The following is a 16,902-nucleotide window of genomic DNA, read 5'->3' on the forward strand; positions in this document are numbered from 1 at the left end:
AAAACGCCGGTTGCAACATCAAGCCGCTGCCGCCTAAACTCAGACAGAAACCGAACCAGAGCCTCCGTTACGAAACTGCTTGCGCTGTCCGAAAAACTCTGACGACGGACAGTCGTAGCTGTCCAGGGGCGGCTCTTCCTCCAATTCTGCCAACTCCCACCGTGCCGGCGCCCTGTCGGGATAGAGGAGCAGCGATACCGTCATCTGGTCGTTGCTGGGCGAAAACACCGTCACCTCAAGAACAGGCTCGGACCCTATCCAGACGCCTGCCGGGTGCCGAACCCCATGGCGGCCGGTCTCCTGGTCTGAACCGGGACGTCTCGGCAGCCCGCCCGAGCCGGAATGGGCGGGGCGCATGAGCTATGCCTGGACACAGGAGGGCTGGCTCCCTCTCTCGGTCATTCCCGATCTGCACGCGAGGCGCGTGATCGGCCGGGCGGGAGCGACCGAATGAAGCGTGATCCGGCGACCCGGGCGCCGAACGTGGCAATCGCTTTGCGCCAGCCACCGCCAGGCTGTATCCATCACAAGGATCGGCGTAACCAATACCGCGCTCACGATTGCCCGAGGCTTCCGCGCCGGCACGGCTACAAGGTATCAATGAGCGGCTCAGGCAATTGCCACGACAGCGCGGCGGTCGAGACCGTCTTCAAAACGATCAAGGCTGAGCTGCTGTGGCAGCGGCCATGCCTCACCCGCCGGGCGGCCGGGCCGGCAATCTACGAATACATCAGCGGTTTGTGCAATCCGCGCCGAAGGCACTCTGCTCCGGGCAGGAAAGCCCCTTGGGATTCGAGGCTTTCGCCGCGCGCATCCGGTTCGCGCACGACCGAGGAGGTGGTCTCGGTAGAGCGTCGGCATGCCCATGATCGGTTGGAGCGAGTCGTAGAGGCTCATGTCACCGGGCCGCATGGTCCGCGGCAAGAAATAGCGATTGACCCGTCTGGGGCGAGCGTGGATATTTTGCCAAGGAAAAATGGTGGCACATTCACCCGGAGCGCAGACATGACCCTCACCCGCCGCATGTTCGGGGCAGCGACTCTCGCCTGCGGAATTGCCGCCATTGCGCAACCCGCAGCGGCCCGGGCGCAGGAAGCGCCCGTTGTTGCCGCGGCATCCGATCTGCGCTTTGCGGTTCAGGAGATCGCCGCCGCCTTCACCTTGGAAACCGGCCACGCATTGCGTCTTGCGTTCGGGTCCACCGGCAATTTCGCGCGGCAGATCCGCGAAGGTGCGCCGTTTGAAATGTTCATGGCGGCCGATGAAAGTTATGTGCTCGATCTGGCCCGCGACGGGTTTTTGCGGGACGAGGGCGCCCTCTATGCCCAGGGGCGCATGGCCATCGCCGTTCCGAACCAAGGATCGCCGCTGACAGCGGATGGCACGCTGGAAGACCTGCGTCGCGCACTTGACGTCGGGCAGGTGTCGCGCTTTGCAATCGCCAATCCCCAGCACGCGCCCTATGGCATGCGGGCGATGGAGGTCCTGCAGCATGCTGGCATCTGGGCGGCAATCGAACCGTCACTGGTGTTGGGCGAGAATGTCAGCCAGGCCGCGCAGTTCGCACTATCGGGCAGCGCCGATGGCGGCATCATTGCCTGGTCCCTGGCTCAGTCGCCGCAGCTTCGACCGCTGGGGGATTTTGCGCTCATCCCCGCCGAGTGGCACCAGCCGCTGATGCAGCGCATGGCCATGGTGCGGAATGCGGGGCCTGTGGCGGAGGCGTTCTATCGCTACATGCAAAGGCCTGTCGCGCTTGACATCATGGCACGCCACGGCTTTGCCGTGCCGGGGTAGACGCATGGATTGGCAGGCGCTCTGGCTTTCGCTTTCGCTCGCCGCATGGACGGTGGCCATACTGCTGCCGGTGTCGATCCTGTTCGGGCGGTTGCTGGCGACCCGTACGTTCCGGGGAAAGGGGGTGGTCGAGGGGCTTGTGATGCTGCCGCTGGTCCTGCCGCCGACCGTGTTCGGCTTCTACCTTCTGGTCACGCTCGGGCGGAACTCGCCGTTCGGTGCGGCCTGGCAGGGGCTGTTCGGCCACCAATTGGTCTTCAGCTTCGAGGGGTTGGTCGTGGCCTCGGTCATCTTCAACCTGCCGTTTGCCATCCAACCGGCGCAGCGCGCCTTCGAGGCGATCCCGACGTCGCTGCGCGAGGCGGCGGCGGCCAGCGGGCTGCGCCCCCTGAGCGCGCTGCTGCGCATCGAACTTCCGCTGGCATGGCCTGGGGTGATGACCGGCATGGTGCTGACCTTTGCGCATACGCTGGGTGAATTCGGCATCGTCCTCATGGTGGGGGGCTCGATCCCCGGCGAGACCAAGACCATCGCCATCGCGATCTATGACCGTGTGCAGGCCTTCGACATGCGGTCGGCGGCGACGATGTCCTCGGTTCTGGTCGCCATTTCGCTGTTCACCATCGCTGCCACCTTCGCCCTGTCGGCCCGCATGGGACGAAGGCTCGACCGATGACGCTCAGGGTCACGCTCCGGGCCAAGGCGCCAATTCCGCTCGATCTGACCTTTGCGGTCGGACCCGGAGAGTTGCTTGCACTGGTCGGACCCTCGGGCTCGGGCAAGACCACGACCTTGCGGACCATTGCCGGGTTCTGGCGGCCCGAGACGGCGCGGGTCGAGGCCGCTGGGATCACATGGCTCGATACCGAAGCGGGGGTCTGCCTGCCGACGCATCGCCGCCGCGTTGGCCTCGTATTTCAGGACTATGCGCTGTTTCCGCATTTGACGGCGGCACAGAACGTGGCCACGTCCTTGGGGGATCTGCCCCGCGGTGCGCGCCTGCGCGAGGCCGAACAGCTGTTGCGGCGCGTCCATCTGGACGGGCTTGGCCATCGCCGGCCGGCGGACCTGTCGGGCGGGCAGAAGCAGCGCGTGGCGCTGGCGCGGGCCTTGGCGCGGCGCCCCGACGTTCTGCTTCTGGACGAGCCGTTCTCGGCCGTGGACCGCGCCACGCGTGAACGGCTGTATGGCGAGATCATCGCCTTGCGGTCCGATCTGGAAATGCCGGTGGTTCTGGTGACCCATGACGTGAACGAGGCGCAGCTGCTTGCGGATCGGATGTTGGTGATCGACCGCGGCCGGGTCGTGCGCGACGGCACCACGGCCGAAGTGATGGCCGACGCCGACGCGCTGCGGGCCATGGGGATTCGCGAAGCCGCCGTCATGCTGCCCGCCATGGTGGCCGAGCATCTCGACGACGGTCTGACCCGACTTGACGCCGCGACCGGCCCGCTGTTCCTGCCAAGGATCGACGGGGCGCCCGGCACCGGTGTCCGGGTGCGGATCATGGCGCATGACGTGATCCTGTCGCGGGCCCGGCCTCAGGGCTTGTCGGCGCAGAACATCCTTGGCGGAACGGTGACACGGATCGTTCCCGGAGCAGGACCGGGCGTGCTGGTCCATGTCGCGGTCGGCGACCACGAGATCCTCGCCCGGATCACCCGCCGCGCGGCCGCCGACATTGGCTTGCAGCCGGGCGATCCGGTCCATGCCATCCTCAAATCCATGTCCGTTGCCCGCGATCATGTTGCGCGTGCCGCGGATGACGGACGCCAGGGCTGATCGGATCGGACAAAGGTCAGTTGCCGTACAGGCCGGGGTCATGCCCGGGGCGTCCTGTCGGTCTGCGGCTTGGCGGGAATACGTTTTGTCATCGAACCGTCACTTGCACAGCGCTTTTAATTTCGAATATTCACGAAATATGGAAGAAATGATTCCCGAACGCCTGTCCACCCTGGGACATCCACAGCGGCTTGCCGTGTTTCGGCTGCTGATGCGGCGCTATCCCGACCGCGTCCCGGCCTCGGAGATCGCGCGCGCGTTGGGACTTAAGCCCAACACGCTGTCGAACTACCTGAGTTCCTTGCTGCAGGTGGGCCTGATTTCGCAACAGCGGGCAGGGACCTCGCTGCGCTACGGCGTCGAGATGGCGGCGGTGCGCGGGACGATCGACTACTTGCTGCTGGACTGCTGCCGCGGCCGCCCCGAGATCTGCGCGCCCGCTTCCTGTGCCGCGTCTGGCAAGGCTGATCGGGACCGGAAGTTCAATGTCCTGTTCATCTGCACCGGCAATTCGGCGCGGTCGATATTTGCCGAGGCGATCCTGCGGGACGAGGCGGGCGACCGGTTCAACGTGTATTCGGCCGGAACCCGTGCCCGATCCGGTTTGAACCCGGTTGCGTTGCAGGTGCTGAAGCTGAACGGCCATGACATTTCGGATTTGCGCGCGAAGACCATTGCCGAGTTTCAGGCCCCGGGCGCGCCGGATTTCGATTTCGTGTTCACGGTCTGCGATCAGGCTGCGAACGAAGACTGCCCCGCCTGGCCCGGCCAGCCCATCAGCGCCCATTGGGGCGTGCCCGATCCGGTCGGGGCAGATGGGACGCAAGTGCAGAAAATCATTTCCTTTCAAACGGCTTACGATGCGATCCGCAACCGAATTCTGACCTTTTCGTCGCTGCCGTTCGAAACCCTTGACCGCATATCACTTCAGAAGGCCGTGGATGACATCGGCCAGATCCATACCGGAGAAACCGCATGACCGTTTATGCCCTCAACGGCCTTGGCCGCATCGGCAAGCTGGCCCTGAAACCCCTGCTTGAGAAAGGGGCGCAGATTGCCTGGATCAACGACGCGGTGGGGGACCCCGCGATGCACGCGCATCTGCTGGAATTCGACACCGTGCATGGCCGCTGGGACGCTGACTTCAGTCATGACGAAAACTCGGTCACCATCGACGGCGTGCGGCTGCCCTTTGTCGGAACCCGCAACCTGTCGGAGCTGCCGCTTGAAGGCGTCGACGTCGTCATCGACTGCACCGGGGTCTTCAAGACCGAGGCAAAGCTGGCCCCTTACTTTGACGCCGGTGTGAAGAAGGTGGTGGTCTCGGCTCCGGTCAAGGATGGTGGTGCGGCCAATATCGTCTTTGGCGTGAACGAAGGCACCTATGACCCGGCCCGCCACCGTATCGTGACCGCGGCCAGCTGCACCACGAACTGCCTGGCCCCGGTGGTCAAGGTCATCCACGAGAGCCTGGGTGTCCGGCACGGCTCGATCACCACGATTCATGACGTGACCAACACGCAGACGATCGTGGACCGCCCGGCCAAGGATCTGCGCCGTGCCCGGTCGGCGCTGAACTCGCTGATCCCCACGACAACCGGCAGCGCCACGGCGATCACGCTGATCTATCCCGAACTGAAGGGGCGGCTGAACGGGCATGCGGTGCGGGTGCCGCTGCTGAATGCCTCGCTCACCGATTGCGTGTTCGAGGTTGAGCGCGAAACCACGGCCGAAGAGGTGAACGCCCTGTTCAAGGCCGCGGCCGAGGGGCCTCTGGCCGGCATTCTGGGCTATGAGGAACGTCCTCTTGTCTCGACCGACTATACCAATGACACCCGGTCCAGCATCGTGGATGCACCGTCGACCATGGTGGTGAATGGCACGCAGGTAAAGGTCTATGCCTGGTACGACAACGAGATGGGCTATGCGCATCGTCTGGTGGATGTCGCGATGATGGTCGGGGCATCGCTTTGACCAGCGCGTCCCAACGTCCGGACGGGCTGTCGGCCTATATGGCCGTCACGGCTGCCTATTGGGCCTTCATGCTGACCGACGGCGCCCTGCGGATGCTGGTGCTGCTGCATTTTCACACGCTGGGCTTTTCGCCGGTTCAACTGGCCTATCTGTTCGTGCTGTACGAGATCGCCGGGATGGTCACCAACCTGGCCGCCGGGTGGATCGCCGCGCGGTTCGGGCTGACCGCGACCCTGTACGCGGGGCTGACGATACAGGTGCTGGCCTTGCTGGCGCTGGCGCAGTTGGATCCGGGCTGGACCATCGGTGTGTCCGTCGCCTTCGTGATGGTCGTGCAGGGCGCCAGCGGGGTGGCCAAGGACCTGACCAAGATGTCGTCGAAATCGGCGGTCAAGCTGTTGGCCCCAACCGAAGGCGGCGGGCTGTTCCGCTGGGTCGCGGTGCTGACCGGGTCGAAGAACGCGGTCAAGGGGTTGGGCTTCCTGCTGGGGGCGGCCTTGTTGGCAGGGTTCGGCTTCACGGGTGCCGTGCTGGGCATGGCGGGGGTCTTGTTTCTGATCCTGGTGGCGGTGTTGCTGGCGATGCCGCCGGGGCTGCCCAAAGGCCGCAAGGGCGCGAAGTTTTCCGAGGTCTTTTCGAAGTCGGCCAATGTGAACTGGCTGTCCGCGGCGCGGGTCTTCCTGTTCGGTGCGCGCGACGTCTGGTTCGTCGTCGGCATCCCGATCTATTTCTACGCGGTGCTGTCGGATGGCAGCGAAGCGGGCAACCGCTCGGCCTTTTTTCTGATCGGCGGGTTCATGGCCCTGTGGGTCATTCTGTACGGCATCGTTCAGGCCACCGCCCCGCGCCTGCTGGGGGCAGGGGCGCGGGATGAGGCCGACCTGGTCGCGGCGGCGCGCAGTTGGGCCTGGGGGCTGGCTGTCGTCCCGGCCCTGTTGACGTTGGCCGCGCTGCTGCCCTCGGGGCCGGCGCCGTGGCTGACGCTGACGCTGGTGGGCGGCCTGCTGGCCTTTGGTGCGGTCTTTGCGGTGAATTCCTCGCTGCATTCCTATCTGATCCTGGCCTTCACCCGCGCCGAGCGGGTGACGATGGATGTGGGCTTCTACTACATGGCCAATGCGGGCGGGCGGCTGTTGGGTACGCTGCTGTCCGGCCTGACCTATCAATGGGGCGGGTTGCCCTTGATGCTGGGGACGGCGGCCGCCATGGTCGCGCTGTCCGCCCTGGCGGCGGGGCGCTTGCAGCCCCGGACAACTTCGGAGATCTCTGCATGAGTGTTTTTGAACGATACCTGTCCCTGTGGATCGCGCTGGCCATGGTCGCCGGGATCGCCATCGGCTCGTTCGCGCCGGGTTTGGTCCAGGCCATAGCAGAGGCCGAGGTGGCCAATGTCAACCTGGTGGTGGCGGTGCTGATCTGGGCCATGGTCTATCCGATGATGGTGGGGGTGGACCCAAGCAGCCTGCGCGAGGTGGTAAAACAACCCAAGGGGCTGGCGATCACCCTGGTGGTCAACTGGCTGATCAAACCCTTTACCATGGCCGCGCTGGGCGTGCTGTTTTTCGAATACGTCTTCGCCGACCTGATCGCGCCCGCCGATGCCCAGCAATACATCGCCGGGCTGATCCTGCTGGGCGCGGCACCCTGCACGGCAATGGTGTTCGTCTGGTCGCATCTGACCAAGGGGGACGAGAACTATACCCTGCTGCAGGTGTCGGTGAATGACATCGTGATGGTCTTTGCCTTCGCCCCGATCGTGGCCTTCCTGCTGGGCGTGACCGACATTTCGGTTCCGTGGCAAACGCTGGTCCTGTCGGTTGTCCTGTTCGTGGCGCTGCCCCTGGCGGCGGGTGTCTGGACGCGCAACCGGCTGGGCTCGGCCGAGCGGATCGAGGCGTTCCGCGACCGGGTCAAGCCGTGGGGTGTCGTCGGCCTGATCGCGACCGTCGTCATCCTGTTCGGCCTGCAGGGGCAGGTAATCCTGAACCGGCCCGCGGTCATCGCGCTGATCGCCGTGCCGATCCTGATTCAGTCCTACGGGATCTTTGCGGTGGCCTATACTGCCGCCTTTGCCCTGCGCGTGCCGCATCGGATCGCGGCGCCCTGCGCGCTGATCGGCACGTCGAACTTCTTTGAACTGGCGGTGGCCGTCGCCATCAGCCTGTTCGGCCTGAACTCGGGGGCGGCTCTGGCCACGGTGGTGGGTGTTCTGGTCGAGGTGCCGGTGATGCTGTCGCTGGTGGCGTTCGCCAACCGGACGCGCAACAGGTTCCAGCAACGCGAAACGGGCGCCGTGGAACGTGCCGGTATCTAAATGTCGGCGTAACATGCGAAAAGAATGCATGTTTTTCAGATCACGGAGGGCGCCAGAAATTTTCTCGGCGCCCTCTTGAAATCTGGTTTCACCGAAACTTTATCCGGTTGTGAGACGCCCGATTGGGGTTTCATGGATACGCGACAGGTTCGGCTGAAACAGCGGACCGCCAGCCGTTCGCCAAGACGGGAACAGATGGCTGACGCGACTACACTGCGCCGCCCTCGGGGCGGCCCGACTTGCCGCATGTCCGATCTCCGTCGGGGGTTTTTGAGCGGCGCGATACGTCACAGGTCGCGCCCGGGAAACGACACCAGAGGAGGACGCACATGCTTGTACCTGCATTCAACCGACGCAACGATCCGTTTGCAATCATGCGGTCGATGATGCGTGACTTTGACCGCCTGTCGCCGACCCGCCTGGCGCAACCGGTCTTTCCGGCCGTGAATGTCTGGCAGGGCGAAGAGGCGGTCGCCATCACCGCGGAACTGCCCGGGGTTGACCCCGAGGCCATCGACATCTCGGTCAAGGACAACGTTCTGACCATCGCTGGCCAGCGCACCGTACCCGAGACCCCGGAAAACGCCCGCTGGCATCGAAACGAGCGCACATATGGCCGCTTCAGCCGCGCCATCCGCCTGCCGTTCGCCGCCAGCGACGACAAGGTCGAAGCCCGCATGAGCAACGGTGTGCTGCGCATCGTGGTGGGCCGTCCGGAAGAGGACAAGCCCCGCAAGATCGAAATCAAGGCCGCGTAAGAGGAGGATGCGAGATGACAACCGACGTCACCAAAACCACCGAAAAGACCCCGGTCGAAGCCCCTGAAACCACGACCGGAGGCCGCATCTATCGCCCGCTGGCGGACATCGTCGAAACGCCCGACGCCGTGACCCTGATGCTGGAAATGCCCGGCGTGGGGGCCGAGGATGTGGACGTGACCCTGGAAAAACGGGTGTTGACCATCCGCGGCAAAGTGCATCCGGCGCAGCCTGAAAAGCTGCAACTGGTCTATGCCGAATATGGCGAGGGCGACTATGAGCGGTCCTTCACGATGTCGGACGATTTCGACGCCGACAAGATTTCCGCCTCGGTCTCGAACGGGGTGCTGACCGTGACCCTGCCGCGCGCCGTCGAGGCCAAGCCCAAGAAGATCGCGGTCACGACCGCGTAATCGCAACGCCACACACAGGAAAGGAGAACGGACCATGCAAATCAAAGACCTGATTCCCTGGGCACGCAAGGACCATGCTCCCGAGCCGAAGGGCGATGAAAACAACCCGATTGCCACGCTGCAGCGGGACATGAACCGGGTGTTCGAAAACTTCTGGAGCCGGGTCGGCGATCTCGACTGGCCCTGGGGCGGTGGCGACGCCCGTTCGGACGTCGTCGAAACCGAAGATGCGGTCGAGGTCTCGGTGGAACTGCCGGGGATGGAGATGAAGGACATCGAAGTCTCGGTCACCGACGACATGCTGACCATCAAGGGCGAGAAGAAGGTCGAACGCCAGGAAGAGAAGAAGGGCTACTACCTGTCCGAGCGCAGCTATGGCGGTATCTACCGCACCATTCCGCTGCCGCCGGGGGTGGATGGCGAAAAGGCCGAGGCCAGCTTCAAGAACGGGGTGCTGACAATCAAGCTGCCGCAGACACCCGAGGCGCAGGCCAAGGTCAAACGCATCGAGGTCAAACACGCCTGACCTTTCGGGGCATCGGCGGCCCGGCCGTCGGTGCATCCCTGATACCAAGAAGGCACCGCCAAACCATGGCGGTGCCTTTTTTGCGACAACCTTGCCCGATACCCGATCCCGCCCTGGCTAGAGACGGTTGCTCGCAGGAGGGGCCGGAGCTCATCCCCCCGCTGGGTCCGAGCCGAAACCGGCCCGCCCGTGGCCGACACCGGTGGGCCGGTTTTCTGTTGCGATCAGCCGGCCAGGTCCGCCGCCTCTTTCGCCATTGCCAGCGCGGCCAAGATCCGGGCGCGGTCGTCGACCGGCTGCGGTATCGCCACGTCGGCGGCAAGCGAATTCAGGTCGGCGTCGGACCCGGCCGCCCGGTCGTGGTCGGCCAGGACCTCGGCCAGGAAGGCATGGGCCGTTTCCAGCGTCGATGTCACCTCTTGCGGATCACATTCCAGTACCTGCGCCGCACGTTCGACGGTCAGCCCGTCCAGATCGACAAGGCTGACAACCTGCCGCCAACGGTCGGGCAGGCGGGCGATGGCGCGATGCACGATCAACTGGGTCTCGCGCTGGATCGCCGCCTGTTCAGGGTCGGTACCGGTCCCATCCGCCAGCAGGTCCTCCAATACCGGATTGTCGTCGGGCTGGTAGAACTCGAACATCTCCTGATCGGATTCGGTCGGTTCTTGCGCGGGTACCTCGGGTGGCTGGTCCAGGGAGGCAGCCCCGTCCGGCACACTGCGGCGTGCGGCCTTTGCGGCGGTCCGGATCGTTTCCAGGGCAATCCGCGTCAGCCAGTCATCGACCGAGAATTCGCCGCGCTGTTCGAACGTCTCAAGCCCGCGCAGAATGGCGGCATCGACCAGCGCGCTTGTGCTCAGGCGGCCTTCGGGTATGTCGCCATTGGCTTCCAGATAGGTCAGCTCGCGCCGGACCCGGTTGTACACGGTGTCCAGATGATCTTCGATCAGGTCGAAATACAGCTTGCGACGGTCCGCGTCGGCGGCGTCGCGGGCCGGAGGCAGCAGCGCGCCCAGCCGCTTGCGCCGGGCGGGGCGCTTGTACTCGGGTTCGTGCCGCAACCGTTCCAGATGGCGTTCCAGCCGCCGGCGCAGGTCGGCGAATGCCTTGCGGAGGACCGGTTCGACCTCGAACCCATGCTCGCGTGCGACGATCAGGCCCGTCGGCAGTTGCAGGCGCAGGCTGGCTTCGATGCGGGTCTTGCCCTTGGTCTGCGAGACAGTGACTTCGAGCCGGGGCAGGTCCTCGTTGAAACGTTTGAGGTGTTTTTCGATCAGAGGCACCTCTTCCGAGATGACCTCGGGGGCGCGGTGCTGCCCATGGGAGTCAAGATTGCGGAATACGGTTTTTGTTTTCATTGCATGACCCTCTCAGTGAGCTTTTGGTGCAAGGGGCGCCGGTTCGGCTGGCGCCATGTGGGATCGGCGCGGCACGGGCCGCGCCGATCGAGTTTATTTGGCCGGGGCAGACGCGTCGTCTTCGGCCGCCTCGGATGCTGTCTCGGGCGCATCTTCGGCTTCACTGGCTTCGGGCTTGTCCGCGGCGCTGGCCAGCTTTTCGAAGGTGATCTTCTGATCGTCGGCCGACCAGGCCACGCGCACCTTGTCGCCGTCCTCGATCCGACCCGACAGCATTTCGCGGGCCAGCTCGGTTTCCAGCTCGGACCGGATCAGGCGGCGCAACTCGCGCGCGCCGAATTCCGGGCGGAAGCCGACGGCGGCGAAATGATCCAGAACGCTTTCGTCGTAGTCCAGCTCGATGCCCTGACCCAGCGCGGTGCGCGCCACGCGGTTCAGTTGCAGCTCGACGATCTGGCGGATTTCCGACTGGTTCAGCGAGTGGAAGACGATGATCTCGTCGATCCGGTTGATGAACTCGGGCCGGAAATGGCTGCGCAGAACCTCCATCAGGTCGGCTTTCTGCTTGGCCTCGTCAAACTCCTTGGTGCCGCGCTTGGTCAGGTTCTTCTGGATGATGTCCGAGCCGAGGTTCGAGGTCGCGATGATGATCGTGTTGGTGAAATCGACCACGCGCCCCTTGCCGTCGGTCAGGCGACCGTCGTCAAAGACCTGCAGCAGGATGTTGTAGACATCCGGGTGGGCCTTTTCGATCTCGTCCAGCAGCACGACCGAGTAGGGCCGGCGGCGGACCTTCTCGGTCAGCTGGCCGCCCTCGTCATAGCCGACATAACCCGGAGGCGCACCGACCAGACGCGCCACCGCGTGCCGCTCGCCATATTCCGACATGTCGATCCGCAGCAGGGCGTCTTCGTCGCCAAAGATCACCTCGGCCAGGGTCTTGGCCAGCTCGGTCTTGCCGACGCCGGTGGGGCCGAGGAACAGGAAGGTCGCGGTCGGGCCCGACCCCTCGCGCAGGCCGGCGCGGGCCAGGCGCACGGCATCGGCCACGGCGGCAATTGCTTCGTCCTGGCCGATCACCCGCTCGTGCAGGCGCTCTTCCAGCTTCAGCAGCTTGTCTTTTTCCTCGGCCGTCAGTTCGGTGACCGGAACGCCGGTGATCTTGCTGACGATCTGGGCGACGTGGTCGGCGCGCACCTCGGCGGTGGCCGATGCGCGGTCGCGTTTCCAGGTCTCGAGCAGCTCGTCCAGTTCGACCTGCTTGGCCTCGAGCTCTTTCTTCAACTCGGCTGCCCGGTCGAACTGCTTGCGCGCGGCGGCATAGTCCTGCTCGCGCTTGATCTGTTCGACTTCGGCTTCCAGTTCCTGCACGTCGACCGGGCGGGCGGTGGCGCTGATCTTGACCCGCGCGGCGGCCTGGTCGATCAGGTCGATGGCCTTGTCGGGCATGAAGCGGCCGGTGATGTAGCGATCGGACAGTTCTGCCGCGGCGATGATCGCCTCGTCGGTGATCGTCACCTTGTGGTGGCTTTCCAACGTGTCCCGCAGCCCGCGCAGGATCATGATGGTCTGCGCCACGGTGGGCTCATCCACAAAGACCGGCTGGAAGCGGCGTTCGAGTGCTGCGTCCTTCTCGATGTATTTCTGATACTCGTTCAGCGTGGTCGCGCCGATCAGGTTCAGCTCGCCGCGGGCCAGAGCCGGCTTGAAGGTGTTGGCGATGTCCAGCCCGCCTTCACCGCCGCCTTGCCCGGCACCGACGATGGTGTGGATCTCGTCGATGAACAGGATCAGGCTGTCCTTTTCTTCGGTGATCTCTTTCAGGATTTTCTGAACCCGCTCCTCGAACTCGCCGCGGTATTTCGACCCGGCGACCATCGAGTTGATGTTCAGCTCGACCAGCCGCTTGTCGCGCAGCGCCTCGGGCACTTCGCCGGCCACGATGCGTTGAGCCAGGCCCTCGATGATGGCGGTCTTGCCCACGCCGGGCTCGCCGATCAGAACCGGGTTGTTCTTCTTGCGGCGGGCCAGAACCTCGATCGTGGTCTCGATCTCGCGGGCGCGGCCGATCACCGGGTCCAGCTTGCCTTCACGGGCCAGCTTGGTCAGGTCGCGGCTGAACTCGTCAAGGTCGGGCGTGTTCGAGGGGGTCTCGACCCGGCCTTCCTCGGCGCCTTTGCCGACCACCCTGGTCACCTGCTGGCGCAGCGCCTGCGGCGTCAGGCCCAGCTTGCGCAGCATCGAGGCGGCCATGCCTTCGCCTTCCTCGGCCAGACCGATCAGCAGATGCTCGGGACCGATGTAAGAGTGCCCCAGCTCGTTCGAGGCCAAGAAGGCGCGGTTCAGCGCGTCCTTCACGCGGGGGCTGACGCCGATTTCGCTGCCTTCGGGCTTGCTGTCGCCGCGTTTGGCGTCCTGCTCGATCTGGCGGCGCAGGTCGTCGGGGTCGACCTTGACCTGTTCAAGCAGGGTCTTGACCACGTCCGAACCGGTCAGCGCATGCAGCAGGTGTTCGGTATCCACCTCGGCACGGCCGAACTCGGCGGCGGTGTTGGCGGCCTCGTGCAGCAGCTTGTTGCCCTGTTCGCTCAGGCGGTCGGCGATGCTGACGCCGCCCTGACCGCGCCGAGAGGCCGCGCGGGGCGGGATCCGGTCGCCCGCGTCATCGCCGCCGGCCTGACCGCCGAGACGGTCGAACAGGCTGCCGCCCAGACCGCTGTCGCCGAAGAACTCGTCAAACAGCGAGCCGCCGCCGAACAGCGATTCCAGGGGCGACGCACTGCGCCCCTGGCGTCGGGCCAGTTTGCGGTAATCTTCGTCGCACAGTTCCATCGTGCGGCGTTCGCCGTTGACGGATACTTGGGCCCGCACGGTGGCTGGCCGTGTCTTGCAGACGTCGCAGATTCCATTTGCCATGTGCCGTCTCCTTCTCGTTGGAATTTGTCTATGTGATAGGGCGGAATCCGCCCCGGTTCATTGATCTGGATCAGGCCGCTTTGTCCTTAGTTTTCCGCACCTTGCCCTGGATTTCAGCCAGCTCGGGCTCGTCTAGGGTTTCCTGTTCCAGCAGCTTTTTCGCCGTCTGTTCAAGCAGGTCGCGGTTGTCGTTCAGCAATGCCACGGTGCGGTCGAATATGTCGTTCAGAACATCGCGCACCTTGCGGTCCATCGCCTCGGCGGTGGCCTCGCTATAGCGGCGGTTCAACCAGCTGGACTGATCGCCCGTGCCAAGGAATCCGGGCCGGTCGGTGTCATAGCTGACATGGCCCAGGTCAGGGTCCATGCCATAACGGGCCACCATCGCGCGGGCGATGTCGGTTGCCTTGACCAGATCGTCGGCCGCGCCGGTCGACAGGTGGTCATAGATGATCTTTTCGGCCGCGCGCCCGCCCAGCAGAACGGCGATCTTGTTCTCCAACTCTTCGCGGGTCATCAGGAACCGGTCCTCGGTGGGGCGCTGGATGGTGTAACCCAGCGCGCCGATGCCACGCGGAATGATCGAGACCTTGTGCACGGGGTCCACGCCGGGCAGCGCCATCGCCACCAGCGCGTGCCCCATCTCGTGATGGGCCACGATCTCGCGCTCGCGCGGGTTCAGCACGCGGTTTTTCTTTTCCAAGCCGGCGACGATGCGTTCGACGGCGTTGTTGAAATCCTCCATCGTCACCGCATCGGCCTTGCGACGGGTGGCCAGCAGGGCGGCCTCGTTCACCAGGTTGGCAAGGTCGGCGCCGGAAAAGCCCGGCGTCAGCGCGGCCACCTTCTCGGCGTCCACATCGGCGGCCAGTTTGACCTTTTTCATGTGGACGTTCAGGATCTGCACCCGGCCTTTCTTGTCGGGCTTGTCCACCAGAACCTGCCGGTCGAACCGCCCGGCGCGCAGCAGGGCAGGGTCCAGAATCTCGGGGCGGTTGGTCGCGGCCAGCAGCACGATGCCCGACGAGGGGTCGAACCCGTCCAGCTCGGTCAGCAGCTGGTTCAGCGTCTGCTCGCGCTCGTCATGGCCGCCGGCGATCTGCCCCGAGGACCGGGCGCGGCCCAGGGCATCCAATTCGTCGATGAAGATGATCGCCGGGGCGGATTTGCGGGCCTGTTCGAACAGATCGCGCACGCGCGCAGCGCCGACGCCCACGAACATCTCGACGAATTCCGACCCCGAGATCGAGAAGAAGGTCACGCCAGCTTCGCCCGCGACGGCGCGCGCCAGTAGGGTCTTGCCGGTGCCCGGCGGGCCGACCAGCAGGATGCCCTTGGGCACATGCGCGCCCAGCTTGCCATAGGCCTCGGGGTCCTTGAGGAATTCGACGACTTCCTGCAGCTCGGTCTTGGCCTCGTCTACTCCGGCGACATCGTCAAAGCTGACGCCGGTTTCCTTTTCCATGTAGACCTTGGCCTTGCTTTTGCCGACCTGCATGAAGCCGCCAAAGCCCTGACGATCAGCGATCTTGCGGAAAAAGAACATCCACAGCGCAAAGAAGACCAGCGCGGGCACGGTCCAGGACAGGACGGCGCCGATCCAGGTGTTTTCCGGAACGCCCGTTATTTCCACGTCGGCCTCGTCGATCCGGTCCAGGATCGCCGGGTCCACGATCGTGGTCACGAACTGGCTTTTGCCGTCGATCGGCATGGTAAAGCTGCCGGTGATCGTATCGGCCCCTACCGCAACCGACTTGATGCTGCCATCGGCCAGGTAGTCCTCGAACTGGCTGTAGCTGATCGGCGCGACGCTCTGATAGCTTTCGATCAGTCCCTGGATGAACAGGACTGCAAAGAATGCAAAGATCCAGTACCAGATATTGAACTCGGTCTTCTTCTCCATCTCTGCCCCCCGATTGGTTGATGGCTGCTTGAAGGTGAATACCAGGTGTTGCCGATCGGCAACGGAGGAGATTTGGTCTCTTTTTTCGTTTCTTCAACAGGTTGAAATCAAAATTCGCGGCCGGACTGCATGGAATACCTGGCGGCAACGCTTGGAGTATCGAGTCGAGACTAGGCGGGATTGTCTCTCGATTGCAACCGACGATTCAGTTTATCAGAAGGCATGACCCCTTCGTTTCGTCACAAATTTCACAACGCGATCCAATCGGTACTGCTGTTGGCGGGTATGGCCGCGCTGGGATGGGTCATCCTGTCGACGGTGGCCGGACCCCAGCTGACCTGGGCTGTGATCCTGGGAACGGTCGGGGGGCTGATGGTTTCTCCGGGCATTCCGCGCGGAATGCTGTTGAGGGCCTATGGCGCGCGCCGGTTGACGGAGCACGACTTTCCAGAAGGGGTTCACCTGCTTGAAATTCTGGCGCGCAAGGCCGGCCTGCCGCGCGTGCCCGACCTGTATTATGTGCCCAGCCAGCTGCCAAACGCCTTCGCGGTGGGTTCGCCTGCGAACAGCGCCGTGTGCCTCAGCGACGGCCTGCTGAGGGTGATGACTCGGCGCGAGCTGGCCGGGGTACTGGCGCATGAAGTGGCGCATATCGCAAACCGCGATCTTTGGCTGATGGGTCTGGCGGATGTGCTGTCGCGGGTCGTTTCTCTGGCGGCGTGGGTCGGGCAGCTCATTCTGGTGCTGAACCTGCCCCTGATCCTGGTCGGGGCGGCCTATGTCCCGTGGCATGTTCCGGTTCTGCTGGTGCTGTCTCCGACCGTCATGGCGGTTCTGCAACTGGCCCTGTCGCGCACGCGCGAGTTCGATGCCGACCGGGGCGGCGCGGAATTGACCGGGGATCCCGAGGCGCTGGCCTCGGCCCTGCTGAAGCTGGAGCGCCGGACGGGGCGCGCGTGGGAGGACATCTTTCTGCCCGGACGCCGGATACCGCAGCCATCCTTGTTGCGCACGCATCCCCCCACCGAAGAGCGGGTCGAACGACTGCGCGAGTTGGAAGGGGAGGGGCGTGGCGTCCCTGCCGATGGTCCGGTCCGCTATGCCGCGCCGGCGCGGATCGCGGCGCCGCGCTTTGGCCCGTGGGGCGTCTATCGGTGA

General features: G+C 64.6%; 14 protein-coding genes and 1 pseudogene. 12 read left to right on the plus strand and 3 right to left on the minus strand.

Going from position 1 to position 16,902, the window contains the following annotated elements:
* Nucleotides 1–331 precede the first annotated feature (331 nt).
* The 11 genes and pseudogenes from F3H26_RS19705 to F3H26_RS14645 form a co-directional block, all read left to right on the plus strand.
* Nucleotides 332–786, plus strand: a pseudogene (locus tag F3H26_RS19705) (DDE-type integrase/transposase/recombinase); the annotation flags it as partial.
* A 237-nt stretch (nucleotides 787–1,023) separates the two neighbouring features.
* A complete protein-coding gene (gene modA, locus F3H26_RS14600; protein WP_223162526.1) occupies nucleotides 1,024–1,797 on the plus strand; it encodes a molybdate ABC transporter substrate-binding protein in 774 nt (257 codons plus the stop codon).
* Nucleotides 1,798–1,801: 4 nt separating this feature from the next.
* Nucleotides 1,802–2,473: a molybdate ABC transporter permease subunit gene (modB, locus tag F3H26_RS14605; RefSeq protein WP_149776753.1), complete on the plus strand. Its 672-nt coding sequence runs from the start codon at nucleotides 1,802–1,804 to the stop codon at nucleotides 2,471–2,473.
* The gene (gene modC, locus F3H26_RS14610) at nucleotides 2,470–3,579 is read left to right on the plus strand and encodes a molybdenum ABC transporter ATP-binding protein (protein WP_149776754.1); all 1,110 of its coding nucleotides are present in this window, start codon (nucleotides 2,470–2,472) and stop codon (nucleotides 3,577–3,579) included. Before modB ends, modC begins: the two co-directional genes overlap by 4 nt.
* Before the next feature lie 139 nt (nucleotides 3,580–3,718).
* Entirely contained in the window at nucleotides 3,719–4,558 is an 840-nt protein-coding gene (locus F3H26_RS14615) for an arsenate reductase/protein-tyrosine-phosphatase family protein (RefSeq protein ID WP_188127788.1), read from the plus strand.
* A complete protein-coding gene (locus F3H26_RS14620) occupies nucleotides 4,555–5,553 on the plus strand; it encodes an ArsJ-associated glyceraldehyde-3-phosphate dehydrogenase (RefSeq protein WP_149776755.1) in 999 nt (332 codons plus the stop codon). Before F3H26_RS14615 ends, F3H26_RS14620 begins: the two co-directional genes overlap by 4 nt.
* A 38-nt stretch (nucleotides 5,554–5,591) precedes the next feature.
* Entirely contained in the window at nucleotides 5,592–6,827 is a 1,236-nt protein-coding gene (gene arsJ, locus F3H26_RS14625; protein WP_394349779.1) for an organoarsenical effux MFS transporter ArsJ, read from the plus strand.
* The gene (gene arsB / locus F3H26_RS14630) at nucleotides 6,824–7,867 is read left to right on the plus strand and encodes an ACR3 family arsenite efflux transporter (protein WP_149776757.1); all 1,044 of its coding nucleotides are present in this window, start codon (nucleotides 6,824–6,826) and stop codon (nucleotides 7,865–7,867) included. Before arsJ ends, arsB begins: the two co-directional genes overlap by 4 nt.
* Nucleotides 7,868–8,196: 329 nt before the next feature.
* Entirely contained in the window at nucleotides 8,197–8,625 is a 429-nt protein-coding gene (locus F3H26_RS14635; protein ID WP_149776758.1) for an Hsp20/alpha crystallin family protein, read from the plus strand.
* A gap of 14 nt (nucleotides 8,626–8,639) precedes the next feature.
* Nucleotides 8,640–9,038, plus strand: a complete 399-nt coding sequence (locus tag F3H26_RS14640) for an Hsp20/alpha crystallin family protein (RefSeq protein ID WP_149776759.1) — start codon at nucleotides 8,640–8,642, stop codon at nucleotides 9,036–9,038.
* A 34-nt stretch (nucleotides 9,039–9,072) separates the two neighbouring features.
* A complete protein-coding gene (locus F3H26_RS14645; protein ID WP_149776760.1) occupies nucleotides 9,073–9,564 on the plus strand; it encodes an Hsp20/alpha crystallin family protein in 492 nt (163 codons plus the stop codon).
* Between the two features lie 224 nt (nucleotides 9,565–9,788).
* On the opposite strand, the gene F3H26_RS14650 is transcribed toward F3H26_RS14645, so the two are convergent.
* The 3 genes from F3H26_RS14650 to ftsH all read right to left on the minus strand — a co-directional run bounded on the left by F3H26_RS14650 (nucleotide 9,789) and on the right by ftsH (nucleotide 15,744).
* On the minus strand, nucleotides 9,789–10,925 hold the full coding sequence (locus F3H26_RS14650) for an RNA polymerase sigma factor (RefSeq protein WP_149776761.1): 1,137 nt from the start codon (nucleotides 10,923–10,925) through the stop codon (nucleotides 9,789–9,791).
* Between the two features lie 93 nt (nucleotides 10,926–11,018).
* Nucleotides 11,019–13,841 (minus strand): ATP-dependent Clp protease ATP-binding subunit, encoded by a 2,823-nt coding sequence (locus F3H26_RS14655; protein WP_149776762.1) that lies wholly within the window; start codon nucleotides 13,839–13,841, stop codon nucleotides 11,019–11,021.
* Nucleotides 13,842–13,911: 70 nt separating this feature from the next.
* Nucleotides 13,912–15,744, minus strand: a complete 1,833-nt coding sequence (gene ftsH, locus F3H26_RS14660; RefSeq protein ID WP_149776763.1) for an ATP-dependent zinc metalloprotease FtsH — start codon at nucleotides 15,742–15,744, stop codon at nucleotides 13,912–13,914.
* Between the two features lie 222 nt (nucleotides 15,745–15,966).
* On the opposite strand from ftsH, the gene F3H26_RS14665 reads away from it, so the two are divergent.
* Nucleotides 15,967–16,902: a zinc metalloprotease HtpX gene (locus F3H26_RS14665; protein WP_149776764.1), complete on the plus strand. Its 936-nt coding sequence runs from the start codon at nucleotides 15,967–15,969 to the stop codon at nucleotides 16,900–16,902.

The organism is Ruegeria intermedia (assembly GCF_900129345.1).
Classification (GTDB): domain Bacteria; phylum Pseudomonadota; class Alphaproteobacteria; order Rhodobacterales; family Rhodobacteraceae; genus Ruegeria; species Ruegeria intermedia.

What these genes read in the sequence shown, in the direction of transcription:
- F3H26_RS14635 (WP_149776758.1), top strand. Translation starts at nt 8,197, where the DNA reads ATGCTTGTACCTGCATTCAACCGACGCAACGATCCGTTTGCAATCATG.
- arsB (WP_149776757.1), top strand. Translation starts at nt 6,824, where the DNA reads ATGAGTGTTTTTGAACGATACCTGTCCCTGTGGATCGCGCTGGCCATG.
- arsJ (WP_394349779.1), top strand. Translation starts at nt 5,592, where the DNA reads ATGGCCGTCACGGCTGCCTATTGGGCCTTCATGCTGACCGACGGCGCC.
- modA (WP_223162526.1), top strand. Translation starts at nt 1,024, where the DNA reads ATGTTCGGGGCAGCGACTCTCGCCTGCGGAATTGCCGCCATTGCGCAA.
- F3H26_RS14615 (WP_188127788.1), top strand. Translation starts at nt 3,719, where the DNA reads ATGGAAGAAATGATTCCCGAACGCCTGTCCACCCTGGGACATCCACAG.
- F3H26_RS14650 (WP_149776761.1), bottom strand. Translation starts at nt 10,925, where the DNA reads ATGAAAACAAAAACCGTATTCCGCAATCTTGACTCCCATGGGCAGCAC.
- F3H26_RS14620 (WP_149776755.1), top strand. Translation starts at nt 4,555, where the DNA reads ATGACCGTTTATGCCCTCAACGGCCTTGGCCGCATCGGCAAGCTGGCC.
- ftsH (WP_149776763.1), bottom strand. Translation starts at nt 15,744, where the DNA reads ATGGAGAAGAAGACCGAGTTCAATATCTGGTACTGGATCTTTGCATTC.
- F3H26_RS14640 (WP_149776759.1), top strand. Translation starts at nt 8,640, where the DNA reads ATGACAACCGACGTCACCAAAACCACCGAAAAGACCCCGGTCGAAGCC.
- F3H26_RS14645 (WP_149776760.1), top strand. Translation starts at nt 9,073, where the DNA reads ATGCAAATCAAAGACCTGATTCCCTGGGCACGCAAGGACCATGCTCCC.
- F3H26_RS14665 (WP_149776764.1), top strand. Translation starts at nt 15,967, where the DNA reads ATGACCCCTTCGTTTCGTCACAAATTTCACAACGCGATCCAATCGGTA.
- F3H26_RS14655 (WP_149776762.1), bottom strand. Translation starts at nt 13,841, where the DNA reads ATGGCAAATGGAATCTGCGACGTCTGCAAGACACGGCCAGCCACCGTG.
- modB (WP_149776753.1), top strand. Translation starts at nt 1,802, where the DNA reads ATGGATTGGCAGGCGCTCTGGCTTTCGCTTTCGCTCGCCGCATGGACG.
- modC (WP_149776754.1), top strand. Translation starts at nt 2,470, where the DNA reads ATGACGCTCAGGGTCACGCTCCGGGCCAAGGCGCCAATTCCGCTCGAT.